The 17,262-nt window shown below is 48.8% G+C and carries 15 protein-coding genes; 8 read left to right on the top strand and 7 right to left on the bottom strand.

The genetic code is table 11. The features are described 5' to 3' along the window. Positions 1-61: 61 nt before the first annotated feature. Positions 62-316, bottom strand: a complete 255-nt coding sequence (locus ACTHTK_RS01060) for a hypothetical protein (protein ID WP_254342292.1) — start codon at positions 314-316, stop codon at positions 62-64. 124 nt (positions 317-440) lie between these two features. Continuing rightward, the gene (gene leuC / locus ACTHTK_RS01055; RefSeq protein WP_063075787.1) at positions 441-1,850 is read right to left on the bottom strand and encodes a 3-isopropylmalate dehydratase large subunit; all 1,410 of its coding nucleotides are present in this window, start codon (positions 1,848-1,850) and stop codon (positions 441-443) included. Positions 1,851-2,112: 262 nt separating this feature from the next. Between leuC and gshA the strand changes: the two genes are divergently transcribed. From gshA to ACTHTK_RS01020, 7 genes are all read left to right on the top strand, one after another. Continuing rightward, positions 2,113-3,471 carry a glutamate--cysteine ligase gene (gene gshA, locus ACTHTK_RS01050; protein ID WP_440378233.1) on the top strand — a complete coding sequence of 453 codons (1,359 nt, stop codon included), beginning with the start codon at positions 2,113-2,115 and terminating at the stop codon, positions 3,469-3,471. A 101-nt stretch (positions 3,472-3,572) separates the two neighbouring features. Beyond that, positions 3,573-4,643, top strand: a complete 1,071-nt coding sequence (gene corA / locus ACTHTK_RS01045; protein ID WP_440378232.1) for a magnesium/cobalt transporter CorA — start codon at positions 3,573-3,575, stop codon at positions 4,641-4,643. Positions 4,644-4,757: 114 nt separating this feature from the next. Further along, a complete protein-coding gene (locus tag ACTHTK_RS01040; RefSeq protein ID WP_003686444.1) occupies positions 4,758-5,240 on the top strand; it encodes an acyl-CoA thioesterase in 483 nt (160 codons plus the stop codon). A 127-nt stretch (positions 5,241-5,367) separates the two neighbouring features. Beyond that, complete coding sequence (gyrA, locus tag ACTHTK_RS01035; RefSeq protein ID WP_440378231.1) at positions 5,368-8,139, top strand: DNA gyrase subunit A; 2,772 nt, start codon at positions 5,368-5,370, stop codon at positions 8,137-8,139. 64 nt (positions 8,140-8,203) lie between these two features. Beyond that, entirely contained in the window at positions 8,204-10,045 is a 1,842-nt protein-coding gene (gene uvrC / locus ACTHTK_RS01030; protein WP_440378230.1) for an excinuclease ABC subunit UvrC, read from the top strand. Positions 10,046-10,072: 27 nt separating this feature from the next. Then, positions 10,073-10,822 carry a type I 3-dehydroquinate dehydratase gene (gene aroD, locus ACTHTK_RS01025; RefSeq protein WP_440378229.1) on the top strand — a complete coding sequence of 250 codons (750 nt, stop codon included), beginning with the start codon at positions 10,073-10,075 and terminating at the stop codon, positions 10,820-10,822. Between the two features lie 135 nt (positions 10,823-10,957). Then, positions 10,958-11,527 carry an acetate uptake transporter gene (locus ACTHTK_RS01020; protein WP_440378228.1) on the top strand — a complete coding sequence of 190 codons (570 nt, stop codon included), beginning with the start codon at positions 10,958-10,960 and terminating at the stop codon, positions 11,525-11,527. Positions 11,528-11,604: 77 nt separating this feature from the next. Here the strand turns inward: ACTHTK_RS01020 and yfaE are convergent, their stop codons facing one another. From yfaE to nrdA, 4 genes are all read right to left on the bottom strand, one after another. Next, positions 11,605-11,904, bottom strand: coding sequence for a class I ribonucleotide reductase maintenance protein YfaE (yfaE, locus tag ACTHTK_RS01015; protein ID WP_003686421.1), 300 nt, complete (start codon positions 11,902-11,904; stop codon positions 11,605-11,607). A gap of 105 nt (positions 11,905-12,009) precedes the next feature. Further along, positions 12,010-13,143 carry a class Ia ribonucleoside-diphosphate reductase subunit beta gene (gene nrdB, locus ACTHTK_RS01010; RefSeq protein WP_440378227.1) on the bottom strand — a complete coding sequence of 378 codons (1,134 nt, stop codon included), beginning with the start codon at positions 13,141-13,143 and terminating at the stop codon, positions 12,010-12,012. Positions 13,144-13,164: 21 nt separating this feature from the next. Beyond that, positions 13,165-13,329 (bottom strand): hypothetical protein, encoded by a 165-nt coding sequence (locus ACTHTK_RS01005; protein ID WP_161799802.1) that lies wholly within the window; start codon positions 13,327-13,329, stop codon positions 13,165-13,167. Positions 13,330-13,426: 97 nt separating this feature from the next. Then, positions 13,427-15,706, bottom strand: a complete 2,280-nt coding sequence (nrdA, locus tag ACTHTK_RS01000) for a class 1a ribonucleoside-diphosphate reductase subunit alpha (RefSeq protein ID WP_440378226.1) — start codon at positions 15,704-15,706, stop codon at positions 13,427-13,429. A 393-nt stretch (positions 15,707-16,099) separates the two neighbouring features. On the opposite strand from nrdA, the gene ACTHTK_RS00995 reads away from it, so the two are divergent. Then, positions 16,100-16,432 (top strand): stress response protein, encoded by a 333-nt coding sequence (locus ACTHTK_RS00995; RefSeq protein WP_314460756.1) that lies wholly within the window; start codon positions 16,100-16,102, stop codon positions 16,430-16,432. A gap of 51 nt (positions 16,433-16,483) precedes the next feature. Here ACTHTK_RS00995 and ACTHTK_RS00990 read toward each other — a convergent pair whose 3' ends face one another. Then, the gene (locus tag ACTHTK_RS00990) at positions 16,484-17,218 is read right to left on the bottom strand and encodes an epoxyqueuosine reductase QueH (protein ID WP_101756277.1); all 735 of its coding nucleotides are present in this window, start codon (positions 17,216-17,218) and stop codon (positions 16,484-16,486) included. Positions 17,219-17,262: the final 44 nt, after the last annotated feature.

The raw sequence follows: 17,262 nt of genomic DNA, 5'->3' as shown, positions 1-17,262 counted from the left end.
TAATAAAGTATCAGGCCGTCTGAAACGGAGTTTGGAGCTTCAGACGGCCTGATTTACCGAATTATTCGGTAGCGGCTTCAAGTTTTTCGCCGACATGAGTCATGCCCCGACCTACGGCATTGCCGCCTTTTTTAACGGCTTCCTCAGTCTTGTCGGCAACATGTTCAGCGGTTTCTTTGGTTTTATCGGCTACGCGCTCGGCAGTTTCTTTGGTTTTGTCCCAATTGCGGTTGGCATCGTTTTTTGCGCCGGACCAAGTGCTGGAACAAGCTGACAGGATGAGGGCTGCGGCAGCCAATGCAAACAGTTTTTTCATACTAGATTCCTTTCGAGTTATCAATGATTGAGAAGGTTTTCGGACGTTTTGCGCAATAGGAAAACTTACTTGAGCAAGGTATTGTTTCAGACGGCCTGATGAATAAAGGCCGTCTGAAAATATTTTAAGCCATAGTGCGGATGTCGGTAAAGTGGCCGGTAACCGCGGCTGCGGCTGCCATGGCAGGGCTGACGAGGTGGGTGCGTCCGCCGTTGCCTTGACGGCCTTCAAAGTTACGGTTGGAAGTGGATGCGCAACGTTGTCCCGGAGTCAGGCGGTCGGCATTCATGGCGAGGCACATAGAGCAGCCCGGCTCGCGCCATTCAAAACCGGCTTCGATAAATACTTCGTGCAAGCCTTCTTTTTCGGCCTGTTCTTTAACCAAACCGGAGCCGGGAACAATCAATACGCGTTGTACATTGTCCGCTTTTTTACGGCCTTTGGCGATGGCGGCGGCTTCGCGCAAGTCTTCGATACGGCTGTTGGTGCAAGAGCCGATAAAGACGATATCGACAGGGATTTCGTTTAATGGCGTACCGGCTTCCAAGCCCATGTATTCAAGGGCGCGTTCCATGCCGCTACGTTTGACCGGATCGGTTTCTTCGGCAGGATTAGGCACTTTGCCGCTGATGTCCAAAACCATTTCAGGCGAGGTACCCCAAGTTACTTGAGGCTCGATGTCTTCGGCTTTGAAGTGGTATTCTTTATCGAATACGGCGCCTTCGTCAGACACCAGTGTACGCCAGTACTCAACGGCTTTGTCCCACGCTTCGCCTTTAGGTGCGAAAGGTTTGCCTTTTACATAGTCGATGGTGGTTTGATCGACGGCAACCATGCCTGAACGCGCACCGGCTTCGATCGCCATATTGCACAAGGTCATGCGGCCTTCCATAGAAAGGCTGCGGATGGCTTCGCCGCCAAACTCGATGGCGTAGCCTGTACCGCCGGCCGTACCGATTTGGCCGATGATATAAAGCGCCACGTCTTTGGCGGTAACACCAGGTTTCAGACGGCCTTCAACGGCAATCAGCATAGATTTGGATTTTTTCGCAGTAATACATTGGGTCGCCATGGTGTGTTCGACTTCGGAAGTGCCGATACCGTGCGCCAATGCGCCGAATGCGCCGTGGGTAGAAGTGTGCGAGTCGCCGCAGACAACGGTCATGCCGGGCAGGGTAGCACCTTGCTCCGGGCCCATAACGTGTACAATGCCTTGACCTTTATCCATGAACGGGAAGTAGGCGAGTGCGCCAAACTCTTTAATGTTTTTGTCCAAAGTATCGACTTGCAGTTTGGAAATCGGATCTTGGATACCTTTGTCCCAGTCGCCGGTCGGGGTGTTGTGGTCGGCTGTGGAGACTACGCTGTCGATACGCCAGAGTTTGCGGCCGGCCATTTTCAAGCCTTCAAATGCTTGCGGGCTGGTTACTTCGTGAACCAGGTGGCGGTCGATGTAAAGCAGGACAGTGCCGTCTTCTTCTTCGCGGACGACGTGGCTGTTCCAAAGTTTATCGTAAAGGGTTTGTGCGCTCATGATGAGTATTCTTTGCTATTGGTAGGTATGAATGATGGTTTGCGTTTATGGGCGGATTTTAGGCTTTTTATAGGGGCTGCGCAATAGAAATTTGTCCAATTTTTAAAATTTGTTGCAAAGTTTCAAAAACATTTGTCAAAAATTAGACAAATTGTAGAATTGTTGACAAAAAGATTCATCTTATCTGAAAGAATGCTTGTCGAAATGCACTAAAAAGTTCTATCATTCTCACTCAACCCACACTTACCAAGAGGTATAGAGAATGAAATTACCGGTAATGGCTCCTGAGCATCTGACTCAATTACGGGAATTTGAGAAAAAAGTCCTTGCCAATCATGCCAAAATCGAAGCATGGTTCCGTTCGCATTGGAACGAACACCGTCCGCCATTTTATGGTTCGGTTGACATCCGTAATGCCGGTTACAAAATTTCATCTATCGATATGAACCTGTTTCCAGGCGGCTTCAATAATTTGAATCCCAACTTTATCCCGCTGGCGGCGGTTGCCGCGCAAGATGCGGTACAGCGCGCATGTGAAACGGCAAAATCCGTATTGATTATTCCTGAAAACCACACGCGCAACACATTCTATCTGCAAAACGTTTACGCACTCAGCGAGATTTTGCGTTCGGCAGGGTATGAAGTGCGCTTGGGCAGCCTGAATCCGGAAGTGACTGAACCAACCGAGTTTGAAACCGCATTAGGCGACAAAATTTTACTTGAGCCTTTATTGCGTACCCGTGAGCGTGTACATCTCGCAGACGGTTTCTCGCCTTGCGTTGTTTTGTTGAACAATGACTTGTCTGCGGGTGTTCCTGAAATCCTTAAAGATATCAGTCAAACCGTTTTGCCTCCATTGCACGGCGGCTGGACGACTCGCCGTAAAACCGAACATTTCGGCGCGTACAACCAAGTTGCTGCCGACTTTGCCAAGTTGATTGACATCGATGAATGGCAAATCAATCCTTATTTTGAAAAAATCAGCGGTTTGGATTTCCAAGAGCGTGAAGGCGAAGATGCGTTGGCAGACGCGGTAGAGCGCGTATTGGCGAAAATTCAAGCCAAATACGATGAATTGGGTATTACTGACCAGCCTTTCGTTATTGTGAAAGCCGACGCAGGCACTTACGGCATGGGCGTGATGAGCGTTAAATCTGCGGATGAAGTGCGCGGATTGAACCGTAAAAACCGCAATAAAATGGCAAAAGTCAAAGAAGGTTTGGAAGTCAGCGAAGTCATTGTCCAAGAAGGTATTTATACCTACGAAACCATGAACGGTGCCGTGTGCGAACCCGTCGTGTATATGATGGACCGTTTCGTTATCGGCGGTTTCTTCCGTGTACACGAAGGGCGCGGCGCAGACGAAAACCTTAATGCCGGCGGCATGGTATTCGTCCCGCTGTCCAACAGCATCCCCACCGGCAGCGGCGACAACTCCCAAGAAGCGCCTGAAGCGTGCAAACGCGTATTTGAACAATGGGATTCGCTCGGTATGCCTCGCTCTGAAAAAGATTGCGACGTCGACAACGAACACAACCGCCTCTACGTTTACGGCGTAATGGCGCGCCTGTCCTTGCTTGCCGCCGCATTGGAGCTGGAGAAAACCGCGCCTCAAGCCTAATAAAGCGTTGATTGATATTGTCAGGCCGTCTGAAAATCAGTTTTCAGACGGCCTTTTCTGTCTGTACAATTCATTCTAACTAAAAAACATGATTTATTTTTATGAGCAAACCAGCCAATCCAGTTGAGACAACCGACAATCTGCAAGACCAAACCATGCAGCGCAGCAATACCGACAATGCGCCGCGTTCTGCTATCCATCAAACCTTGTATTCCGCCGATACCTTTGCTCAGCATGATTATCTTGCCGGAAAAAACTTGCCCGATATTGCCTGCCCGCAAGAAGGTCAAATCAACTGGCTGCATTTTGTCGGTATCAATGATGTTGTCTTGCTCAAACACGCGCTTGAGCCTTACGGCATCCATGAGCTGGTTATTGAAGACATTCTCAGCCGCAAGCAGCGTCCGAAAATTGAAGACTACGGCAGCTATGTTTTTACTGCCGCACAGGTTTACCACTATACCTCCACAGGCAAGCTCCATTCCGACCAAGTGTATGTGATTATCGGCAAAGATTTTGTGTTGTCTTTCCAACAAAAACCGTTGGGCTTGTTCAGCCATCTTCGCCGGCAGATGCACGAAAATCCGCACAATATTTTGAACAAAAATACGGCGTTTCTTGCTTATTGCCTGCTTGACCGTATTGTGGACGACTATTTCATCGTCCTGGAAGAGTACAACAACCGCGTCGAAGTCATAGACAAGTCCCTGTTTAAAAATGAAAACAGCGATATTCTCAGTAAGATCCACCGCCTCAAGCGCGATGCCGTCCGTCTGCGCCGTACACTTCTGCCATTACGCGATGTGTTTTACCAACTGGCCGTGCGCGGCGATTTTGCTATTTTCAAAGGCGAATCGACCGTCTATCTGCGCGACGTGTACGACCACAATATGCAGCTTATCGAATCGCTTGATGCCTCGCGTGATATGGTGTTGAGCATGATGGACATTTATCTTTCCTTCCAATCCAACCGTATGAACCAGCAAATGCGCGTGTTGACGGTTATTACCATTATCTTTATGCCGCTGACCGTCATCACCGGCATCTACGGCATGAACTTCGACAATATGCCCGAGCTGCATTGGCATTACGGCTATTTCATGGTTTTGGGTGTGATGCTGTGCATTATTATCGGACTGCTGATTTTCTTCTCACGTAGAAAATGGCTGTAAACAGGAAGGCAATGGGTTGAAATTCAACGATTAAAAACGGTAGAATGATTTTGCACACGTGCAGTCTGAAGTTTTCAGACAATTTTAAAATAAATATCAAAAGGAGAATAAACGATGAAACCGGAACGCCAACTACCTTCCCATGAACTGATCATGTCCGAGCTGATGATGCCTTATACGGCAAACTTTAGCGGCAATGTTCACGGCGGCGATCTTCTGCGCCTGCTCGACCAAGTGGCATATTCCTGCGCATGCCGTTACAGCGGAACCTATTGCGTTACTCTGTCTGTTGATAAAGTATTGTTTAAAGAGCCTATTCATGTCGGTGAGTTGGTAACCTTTTACGCCAGTATCAACTACACCGGCCGTACTTCTATGGAAGTCGGTATCCGTGTGGAGGCGCAAAACATCCACACAGGCGAAGTGCGTCATACCAACAGCTGCTACTTCACTATGGTTGCCGTTGAAGACGGTAAGCCGGTTCCTGTACCGCCTTTGGAAATCAATACACAGCGTCAACGCTGCCGTTATGAAAGGGCTAAAAAGCGTAAAGAATTGAGTCTGCAGGCTGCGAACGAAGATTCTGGCTGCAACTAAATTAAATTTATTAAATAATGAAGGCCGTCTGAAATCCTGTTTCAGACGGCCTTCACGCAAAAGCCATAAACCGCTTGTTTTGTGGTAGAATCAACAAGATTTTTGCCATACGAAATTACAGATAATCATGACCGACGCAACCATCCGCAACGACCATAAATTTGCACTTGAAACCCTGCCTGTCAGCCTTGAAGACGAAATGCGCAAGAGCTACCTCGATTACGCCATGAGCGTGATTGTGGGTCGAGCCCTGCCGGATGTCCGCGACGGTCTCAAGCCGGTACACCGTCGCGTGTTGTACGCGATGCACGAGTTGAAAAATAACTGGAATTCCGCCTATAAAAAATCGGCGCGTATCGTCGGCGACGTTATCGGTAAATATCACCCCCACGGTGATACAGCCGTTTACGACACCATCGTCCGCATGGCGCAAGACTTCTCTATGCGTTATGTACTGATCGACGGTCAGGGTAACTTCGGTTCTGTCGACGGCTTGGCCGCAGCAGCCATGCGTTATACCGAAATCCGCATGGAAAAAATTTCCCATGAAATGCTGGCGGATATCGAAGAAGAAACCGTCAATTTCGGTCCCAACTATGACGGCAGCGAACATGAGCCGCTGGTATTACCGACCCGTTTTCCTGCGCTGCTAGTCAATGGTTCGTCCGGTATTGCCGTCGGTATGGCCACCAATATCCCGCCGCACAATTTGGGCGATACCATCAATGCCTGCCTGCGCTTGTTGGATGAGCCTGAAACTGAAATCGACGAGTTGATCAACATTATCCAAGCGCCCGATTTCCCAACAGGCGCAACTATTTACGGCTTAAGCGGCGTTCGCGAAGGCTATAAAACCGGCCGCGGCCGTGTAGTGATGCGCGGTAAAACCCATATTGAGCCTATTGGTAAAAATGGCGAACGCGAAGCCATCGTTATCGATGAAATCCCATATCAAGTAAACAAAGCCAAGCTGGTTGAGAAAATCGGCGAGTTGGTACGCGAAAAAACGTTGGAAGGCGTATCCGACCTGCGCGACGAGTCCGATAAATCCGGTATGCGTGTCGTGATCGAATTGAAACGCAATGAAAATGCCGAAGTCGTTTTGAACCAACTCTACAAACTGACCCAGCTGCAAGACAGCTTCGGTATCAACATGGTGGCCTTGGTTGACGGCCAGCCGCGCTTGCTGAACCTGAAACAAATCCTGTCCGAATTCCTGCGCCACCGTCGCGAAGTCGTTACCCGTCGTACTTTATTCCGCCTGAAAAAAGCGCGTCATGAAGGCCATATTGCCGAAGGTAAAGCAGTTGCCTTGTCTAATATCGACGAAATTATCCGCCTGATTAAGGAATCTGCCAATGCGCCGGAAGCCAAAGAAAAACTGCTGTCCCGCCCATGGCGCAGCAGCTTGGTTGAAGACATGCTCAGCCGTACGGATTTAGACCTGCACATGATGCGCCCTGAAGGCTTGCCAGAGAATTTGGGCCTGCATAGCCAAGGCTATTACCTGAGCGAATTGCAAGCCGATGCCATTTTGCGCATGAGCTTGCGTAACCTGACCGGTCTCGATCAGGAAGAAATTGTCGGCGAATATAAAAACCTGATGAGCAAAATCATTGATTTCGTGGATATTCTTTCCAAACCTGAGCGCGTTACCCAAATCATCCGCGAAGAATTGGCAGACATCAAAGCCAACTTCGGTGATGAGCGTCGCAGCGAAATCAATCCGTTTGGCGGTGATATTGCCGATGAAGACCTGATTCCGCAACGCGAAATGGTCGTTACCCTGACTCATGGCGGCTACATCAAAACCCAGCCGACAACCGATTATCAGGCGCAGCGTCGCGGCGGCCGCGGTAAGCAGGCAGCGGCAACCAAAGACGAAGACTTTATCGAAACCCTGTTTGTTGCAAACACGCATGATTATTTGATGTGCTTCACCAATTTGGGCAAGTGCCATTGGATTAAAGTGTACAAACTACCGGAAGGCGGCCGCAACAGCCGAGGTCGTCCGATTAATAACGTTATCCAATTGGAAGAAGGCGAAAAAGTCAGCGCCATCTTGGCTGTCCGTGAGTTTCCGGAAGACCAATACGTCTTCTTCGCCACCGCACAAGGCATGGTGAAAAAAGTCCAGCTGTCTGCGTTTAAAAACGTCCGCAGCCAAGGCATCAAAGCCATCGCGCTTAAAGAAGGCGATTACTTGGTCGGCGCAGCGCAAACCGGCGGTGCGGACGACATTATGTTGTTCTCCAACTTGGGCAAAGCCATCCGCTTTAACGAATATTGGGAAAAATCCGGTAACGATGAAGCAGAAGATGCAGATATCGAAACCGAAAACGAAGATTCAGACGGCCTGGATGATGAAAATGCCGAAAACGCATTACCAAGCGGCAAACACGGTGTCCGTCCGTCCGGTCGCGGCAGCGGCGGTTTGCGCGGTATGCGCCTGCCAGCCGATGGCAAGATTGTCAGCCTGATTACCTTCGCCCCTGAAGCCGAGCAAAGCGATTTGCAAGTGCTGACCGCTACCGCCAACGGCTATGGCAAACGTACCCCGATTGCCGATTACAGCCGTAAAAACAAAGGCGGACAAGGCAATATCGCCATCAATACCGGCGAGCGCAACGGCGATTTGGTTGCCGCGACTTTGGTCAGCGAAACCGATGATCTGATGCTGATTACCAGCGGCGGCGTTCTGATTCGTACCAAAGTTGAGCAAATCCGTGAGACCGGCCGTGCTGCCGCAGGTGTCCGTCTGATTAATCTGGATGAAGGCGAAACCTTGGTCAGCTTGGAACGCGTAGCTGAAGAGGCTGAAGATGAAGCCGCTTTGGAAAGCGATACAGCTGAAAACCAAGTGGTAGAAGCTGAAGATACTCCATCTCAAGAATCTTAAACGTCAATGAAAAAGGCCGTCTGAAAAGTTTTCAGACGGCCTGCTTATTCCAAAAGAAAATCCCGTGAGCGCAACCGAACCGTTCGATTTACCACTTTTTCTGAAAAATCTGCCCAATCTTCCGGGCGTGTACCGTTTTTTTGACGAAGACAACAATGTTTTGTATGTCGGCAAAGCGGTCAATCTCAAGCGGCGTGTTTCCAGCTATTTCCAAAAAAACGACCATTCGCCGCGCATCGCATTGATGGTAAAACAGGTTCACCATATCGAAACCACCATCACGCGTTCCGAAGCCGAAGCGCTGATTCTCGAAAACAACTTCATCAAAGCCTTGTCGCCGAAATACAATATCCTTTTCCGCGATGACAAAAGCTATCCTTATTTGATGCTCAGCGGCCATCAATATCCGCAAATGGCGTATTACCGCGGCACGCTGAAAAAACCAAATCAATATTTCGGTCCGTATCCCAACAGCAATGCCGTGCGCGACAGCATTCAAGTGTTGCAAAAAGTCTTTATGCTGCGTACCTGTGAGGACAGCGTATTCGAGCATCGCGACCGTCCTTGCCTGCTTTACCAAATCAAACGCTGCACCGCGCCTTGCGTCGGACACATCAGCGAAGAAGATTATCGCGACAGCGTGCGTGAAGCCGCGACTTTCCTCAATGGCAAAACCGATGAACTGACGCGCACCTTGCAACACAAAATGCAAACCGCCGCCGCGAATTTGCAATTTGAAGAAGCTGCCCGTTACCGCGATCAAATTCAAGCGCTCGGCATCATGCAGAGTAATCAGTTTATCGACAGCAAAAATCCGAACAATCCAAACGATATCGATTTGCTTGCGCTGGCGGTTTCAGACGGCCTGGTCTGCGTACACTGGGTCAGCATCCGCGGCGGACGGCATGTCGGCGATAAAAGCTTTTTCCCCGACACTAAAAACGACCCCGAACCAAACGGACAAGATTACGCCGAAGCCTTTGTCGCCCAACATTATTTGGGCAAAAGCAAACCCGACATCATCATCAGCAACTTTCCCGTTCCCGATCCGTTGAAAGAGGCTTTGGAAGGCGAACACGGCAAGCAGATGCAGTTCGTGACCAAAACCATAGGCGAACGTAAAGTCTGGTTGAAAATGGCGGAACAAAACGCACAAATGGCGATTGCCCAACGCCGCCTGCAACAAAGCAGCCAGCAACACCGCATCGACGAACTGGCCAAAATCCTCGGCATGGATTCAGACGGCCTTAACCGCCTTGAATGCTTCGACATCAGCCACACGCAAGGCGAAGCCACGATTGCGTCCTGCGTTGTGTACGATGAGCAAAACATCCAGCCTTCTCAATACCGCCGCTACAACATCACTACCGCCAAACCCGGCGACGACTACGCCGCCATGCGCGAAGTGTTGACGCGCCGTTACGGCAAAATGCAGGAAGCCGAAGCCAACGGCGAAGCCGTCAAATGGCCGGATGTCGTGTTGATTGACGGCGGTAAAGGGCAAATCGGCGTAGCCGTATCGGTATGGGAAGAGCTCGGGCTGAACATTCCTTTGGTTGGTATCGCCAAAGGCCCCGAGCGCAAAGCCGGCATGGAAGAACTCATACTGCCTTTTACCGGAGAAGTTTTCCGCCTGCCGCCCAACAGCCCGGCTTTACATTTATTGCAAACCATACGCGATGAATCGCACCGCTTTGCGATTACAGGCCACCGCAAAAAACGCGACAAAGCGCGCGTTACTTCCTCACTCAGCGAAATCCCCGGTATCGGCAGCAAACGCCGTCAAGCATTGCTTACCCGATTCGGCGGCCTGCGCGGCGTGATTGCGGCCAGCCGCGAGGATTTGGAAAAAGTGGAAGGCATCAGCAAAGCCTTGGCGGAAACCATTTACGATCATCTGCACTGATTGGCTTGAACAGCAAAAAGGAACAATATGAAACCTGTCATCATCAAAAATATCGAGATCGGCAAAGGCCTGCCTAAAATTGCCGTGCCGCTGGTGGCTGCTAATATGCAGGAATTGGCGCAGGCTTTGCACGTATTGAAAGAGACGGCTTTTGACATCATCGAATTTCGTGCGGATTTTTTTCAAGAGGCGCTTGATGCCGAATTTATTGCCGAGCAATTAGGCATTGTTCGACAGGCTTTTCCTGCCAAGCCCCTGCTGTTTACGTTTAGAAGGGCGCAAGAGGGCGGCAATACGCCTTGTTCGGATGACTATTATTTTGAATTATTGGAAAAAATCATCTGTTCCAAACAAGCCGATATTATCGACATCGAGCTTTTTGCCGAGGAGGGCGGCGTCAAAAAAATCATCGCCTTGGCACATGAATATCAAACTGCAGCCTTGCTTTGCAATCACGATTTCCAAGCTACGCCGTCTTTGGTAGATATTACAGGCCGTCTGAAAACAATGGCCGAGTGGGGCGCGGATATCTGCAAAATTGCCGTGATGCCGCAATCGCCGCAAGATGTATTGACTTTATTGCAGGCAACATATGATGTTTCACAAATTATCGACCGCCCGATTATTACTATGTCCATGGGTAAAACCGGAGTTGTCAGCCGCTTGGCCGGCTCGACTTTCGGCTCGGCTGTTACCTTTGGTGCAGCACAAAAAACGTCGGCCCCCGGCCAAATTGATGCCAACGAATTAAGGAAAATCTTGGCAATTTTGGGATAGTTTAATTATTAATATTCAAGGCCGTCTGAAAAATATTTTTCAGACGGCCTGATTTTTTTAAATTTATTTCTTTTAATTTTAAATAAAACCTGTAACAATGGGCTTCCTATTTCTAATAACTAGAGGAGAAATAAAATGACTACTACTAAAGAAAACCTGGTGAACCCAGGTCCTGTCGGCTTGTGCGGCTTTGCATTGACAACTTGGTTGCTCAGTCTGATTAACGGCGGCTTTTTTACTGCTCAAGAGGGTGTCGGCTTAGTTTTGGGCATGGCTCTCGCCTTTGGTGGTATCGCCCAAGTTATTGCCGGTATGTTTGAGTTCAAGAAAGGCAATACGTTCGGCTTTACCGCTTTTATCAGCTATGGCGCCTTCTGGTGGACATGGGCTTTGTTTACCATCTTTTTTAAAGGTGAAACAGCCCCGGCATTTATCGGCTGGTATCTTTGCGCATGGGGTATGTTTTCGCTGATGATGTTTGTGGCCACCTTGACCAAGCCTAAAGTATTGAGCGGTATTTTCTTTTTCTTGACACTGACTTTCTTTGCCCTGGGCATTGGCGATGGCATGGAAAATCATAGCATCGTCCATATCGGCGGTTGCTTAGGCTTGGTAACTGCACTTGGTGCGTTCTACTTGGCCGCCGCGGAAGTCATTAACGAATCTTTCGGCAAAACAGTTTTGCCGGTTGGCGAGCGTAAATAAGCTTTGTCATACAAAATGCCGTCTGAGCAGTGGAAATGAAATCAAAGATTTCGACCGCAATGTTCAGACGGCATTTTTTATTTGTCTTCAAATAAATCGACATCAAATAAATCTGGCTCTTTGATGCGCTCCCGACAATCAAGTTTGATGTCTTCGGTAACCCGACAGCAGCAAGGCAAAATTTCTCCGGGTGCGACAAAAGCGAGCGGAAAATTATCATAAGAGACTTTTCCATCCAAGATTTTGACCCGGCACGAACCGCAATAACCGCTGCGACATTGGTATTCAACCTCGTGTCCGGTGCGCTCCAAACCCTCCAATAAGGTTTCGCCTTGTTGGAGTTGGAAGGTTTTGTCGTGTGTGCTGATGAGTGCCATATGATTTGTTTGGATTGGAAAGGCCGTCTGAAACGGTGTAAAGACGAAATCAAAGATTTCTGCCACACCGTTCAGACGGCCTTAATCATAAAACCGAATGTTCGATTACAGCTCGAAATCGCCCAAATCGTCGGCATTGACTTCCGAATCAATCTGACCAATCAGGTAAGACGAAATTTCCACTTCCTGCGGCGCAACCTGTACATTGTCAGAAGACAGCCATGCGTTAATCCAAGGAATTGGGTTTTGGGTCGCACCTTCGAATCCGGCAGGCAGACCGACCGCCTGCATACGCAGATTGGTAATGTATTCAACGTATTGCGCCAGAATCTCTTTATTCAGACCAATCATTGAGCCGTCTTTAAACAGATAGGCTGCCCATTCTTTTTCCTGCTCGGCTGCTTTTTTGAAGAGGTTGAAACACTCGTCCTGCAATTCATTCGCAATTTCAGCCATTTCAGGATCATCGGCACCGGCGCGCATCAGGTTGAGCATATGCTGGGTGCTGGTCAAATGCAGGGCTTCGTCACGGGCAATCAGCTTGATGATTTTGGCGTTGCCTTCCATCAATTCGCGCTCGGCAAAGGCAAACGAGCAGGCGAATGAAACGTAAAAGCGGATGGCTTCCAATACGTTGACGCACATCAGGCAGAGATAGAGTTTTTTCTTCAACTCGCGCAAAGATACGGTAACGAGCTTGCCGCCGACATTGTGCGTGCCTTCGCCCAACAGGTTGTAATACTGGGTGTATTCAATCAAATCATCGTAATAGCAGGCAATGTCTTCGGCGCGGGCGATGATGTATTCGTTCTGCACGATGTCGTCGAACACGACCGACGGATCGTTGACGATATTGCGAATAATGTGGGTATAGCTGCGCGAGTGGATGGTTTCGCTAAAGCTCCATGTTTCAATCCAAGTTTCCAACTCGGGAATCGACACCAAAGGCAGCAAGGCAACGTTCGGACTGCGACCTTGGATGGAATCGAGCAGGGTTTGGTATTTCAGATTGCTGATGAAAATGTGTTTTTCGTGTTCGGGCAAGTTGGCGTAGTCGATACGGTCGCGAGACACGTCGATTTCTTCCGGCCGCCAAAAGAAAGACAGTTGTTTTTCAATCAGTTTTTCAAATACTTCGTATTTCTGCTGGTCATAACGGGCAACATTTACCGGTTGACCAAAAAACATCGGCTCTTTTAGCGCATCGTTTTTGGTTTTGGAAAAAGTGCTGTATGACATAGTTAAGTGTTCACAAGACATTTATTCTAAATCCTTGTCTTTATATAAATTTTTGACGGTTTTTCGGAAATTTTTATGACACAGAACATCTTTGAGCTGTTTGACTGAATAAATTAATACAATCGCAATCAAATATGTTACGTCTTTATTACGTCCTAAACTATCAATAATTGAAGGAATATCCATAAAATTCATATAGTTATAATGATGAATATCCTCCTCAAGAAGCCTAAATTTTAATTACAGACTTCCTGAAGAAGTTCTGTTAATAAAACTCTAGCCCTTAAATCTTACAAGCCCCACCAGCGCAGCCGTCATCCTGAATATCGGTCTGCGTATCGTCCGCACCGTCGCGGGTGTTGTGGTAGTACAGGGTTTTGACACCGTATTTGTAGGCGGTCAGCAGATCTTTCAGCATTTGTTTCATGGAAACTTTGTTGCCTTCGAATTTACCCGGGTCGTAGGCGGTGTTGGCGGAAATCGCCTGATCGACGAATTTTTGCATCACGCCGACAAGTTTCAGGTAGCCTTCGTTGCCGGGAAGCTGCCACAGGGTTTCGTAGGCATCTTTCAGGGTTTCAAATTCCGGTACGACTTGTTTCAAAATACCGTCTTTTGATGCTTTAACGCTGACCAGGCCGCGTGGAGGCTCGATGCCGTTGGTGGCATTGGCAATTTGCGAGCTGGTTTCAGACGGCATGAGTGCGGTCAGGGTAGAGTTGCGCAGGCCGTATTTGACGATGTCGGCGCGCAGGCTTTCCCAGTCGTAGTGCAAAGGCTCGTTGCACACGGCGTCCAAGTCTTTTTTGTAGGTGTCGATAGGCAGTTTGCCTTGCGAATAAACGGTTTGGTTGAACAGCGGGCATGCGCCGTATTCTTTGGCAAGGTTTACCGATGCTTTGAGCAGGTAATACTGCATTGCTTCAAAGGTGCGGTGGGTCAGACCGAGGGCGGAATCGTCGCTGTAACGTACGCCGTTTTTCGCCAAATAGTAGGCGTAGTTAATGACGCCGATGCCGAGTGTGCGGCGGTTCATGGTCGCGGTGCGTGCGGCTGCAACCGGATAGTCTTGATAATCCAACAGGGCATCAAGTGCGCGTACGGTCAAATCGGCGAGTTCTTCCAGTTCGTCCAAGTTATTTAATGCGCCCAAGTTGAAGGCGGAAAGGGTACACAGGGCAATTTCTCCGTTCGGATCGTTGATGTTGTCCAAAGGTTTGGTCGGCAGAGCGATTTCCATGCATAAGTTGGACTGATGAACAGGCGCAACGCGTGGATCAAACGGGCTGTGCGTGTTGCAGTGGTCAACGTTTTGGATGTAGATACGACCGGTACCGGCGCGCTCCTGCATCAGGGTGGAGAACAGTTCTGTTGCCGGCAAAGTGCGTTTGCGGATGTTTGGATCTTGCTCGTATTGAGTGTAGAGGCGTTCGAATTCGTCTTGGTCGGCAAAAAATGCATCATACAAACCTGGAACTTCATTCGGCGAGAACAGGGTAATGTTGCCGCCTTTGATCAAGCGGGTGTACAGCAGGCGGTTGATTTGTACGCCGTAGTCCAGTTGGCGGATACGGTTGTCTTCTACGCCTCGGTTGTTTTTCAATACCAACAGGCTTTCGGCTTCGATGTGCCACAATGGGTAGAACAAGGTTGCCGCGCCACCGCGTACGCCGCCTTGCGAGCAGGACTTAACGGCCGCTTGGAACATTTTGAAGAATGGGATACAGCCGGTGTGTTGTGCTTCGCCGCCGCGGATTTCGCTGCCCAAGCCGCGGATACGGCCGGCGTTGATGCCGATGCCTGCTCGTTGGGAAACGTATTTCACAATCGCGCTGGTGGTCGCGTTGATGGAGTCGAGGCTGTCGTCGCATTCAATCAATACGCAGCTTGAGAATTGACGGGTAGGCGTACGCACGCCGCTCATGATAGGCGTAGGCAGCGATACTTTGAATGTGGAAACGGCGTCGTAAAATCGTTTGACGTAATCCAAACGGGTCTCTTTCGGATATTTGCTAAAGAGACACATGGCCACCAAAATGTATAAAAACTGCGGCGTTTCATAAATTTGGCGGGTCACGCGGTTTTGAACCAGATATTTGCCTTCGAGCTGTTTCACGGCAGCATAAGAGAAGGTCATGTCGCGGCTATGGTCGATATAGGCATTCAGCTCGTCAAACTCTTCGCGACTGTAATCTGCGATGATGTGGCGGTCGTATTTGCCCGCATCGGTGAGTTTTTTAACGTGGTCGTAGAGGTGGGGCGGTTCGAACTCGCCGTAAGCGATTTTGCGCAAATGGAAAATGGCGAGGCGGGCGGCCAGATATTGATAATCGGGCGTGTCTTGTGAGATCAGGTCGGCTGCGGCCTTGATGATGGTCTCATGGATATCGTCGGTACGGATACCGTTGTAAAACTGAATATGAGATTTGAGCTCGACTTGCGATACGGAGACGTTTTGTAAGCCTTCCGCCGCCCAAGTAACAACACGGTGGATTTTGTCTAAATTGATATCTTCCAAGCGTCCGTCGCGTTTGGTTACTTTAATATTCGTTGCTGCATTCATTATTCAGTCTTCCCATTAAAAAAACACAAGATACGGTATTTGATTGCTTTGAACGGCACAATATAATGTATTTTTCTTTGTTTAACTAGACTTGACAATGCGCTTTTTTCGGGGTGTGGATTAGGGGATGGGAGGCTTAAACTAGATTTTATGTGGCTTTGTGGCGATTTGGTATTATTTTGCGTTTGCATCACATTTGGCCAGACATTGGCTAGAGGCTTATGAAATAAAGAGATTTATATTCAGGTTTTGTCTAAATGGAAGGGTGTGTTAAATTTTGCAAAGCAAGTAGTATGATGTAGTAATTAACCACATTTTTGTCATGTAAAAAATGGGCGTTTTGCCGGTGCCCTGGCGAAACATATAATGGAAAAACTATTTAGAAGGCGAATCATGTTAATGTTGAAAAATTTAGGTTCTGCACTGGCGGCGGTTGCCGTATTGAGCTTGGGTGCTTATTCTGCCGAAGCGGCGGCCAAACCGCATGGCCATCATGTGAGCAAACACCAGCAGGCGAAGAAAAACAAATTGCATCCTGCTTGTAAGAGATACCTTGAGCGCCGTGCTGCTTGGTATCGCTATAAAGGCAACAAGGCCGAATTGAGGGAAAACCGAAAAGCGGCAAAAGCGTTCCGCGGTTTGCCTTATGCCGAGCAAAAAATTCAATGCCAAGCTGCTTATCAGGCATTTGATGATTTTGATCATGGCAAATTCCGCCGCCGTTAATCGTCTGATTTGAACAAAGGCCGTCTGAATGTTTCAGACGGCCTTTGATATTTATTTCTCAACAATGATTTTGTTTTCGGCTTGAGGCTCGTATTGGGTGGATTCATCACCGTAATACAATACGCCCAGCTTGATGGGTATGCGGCCTTGCGATTTGCGGTGGGCATTGGAATCGCGCAGGGAGTAGGCGCAACCGCAGTATTCTTGTTGGTAGAAATGCTCGCGCTTGCTGATTTCAATCATGCGTGCGCTGCCGCCGCCTTTGCGCCAGTTGAAATCCCAATAAACCAAGTCATCGTACGGCTCGGCAGCACGATGGCCGCAGCCATTGATCTGTTTCATGTCTTTCCAGCGTGAAATGCCCAGTGAGCTGGTGAAAACATGGAAGCCGTTTTCATGGGCGTATTGGGCCGCTTTTTCAAAACGCATATCGAAACACATGGTGCAGCGGATACCGCGTTCGGGTTCGAATTCCATGCCTTTGGCTTTGGCAAACCATTCTTTGCGGTCGTTTTCGTAGTCGTCGTCTTTATCGACAAAGGGGATACCGAATTTGTCCGCAAAGCGCATATTTTCTTCTTTGCGCAACATATATTCTTTGTGCGGATGGATATTGGGGTTGTAAAAATAAATGGTGTAGTCGATGCCGCTGGCAAGCATGGCTTCCATCACTTCGCCGGAACATGGGGCGCAGCAAGAATGCAGCAGGACTTTTTTATGGCCGCCTGGCGGAACGAGAATAGGGCGGTCAATATCGGTAACGATAGGCGTGGTTTTTTCGGTCATGGTTGTGTTCTGTTTTTGATATTTTTTCAGACGGCCTTTATCTC

It is taken from the genome of Neisseria sp. P0006.S009 (assembly GCF_051962915.1).
In the GTDB taxonomy this organism is placed as follows: Bacteria; Pseudomonadota; Gammaproteobacteria; order Burkholderiales; family Neisseriaceae; genus Neisseria; species Neisseria subflava_E.
This window is presented reverse-complemented; position numbering and strand designations above follow the sequence as displayed.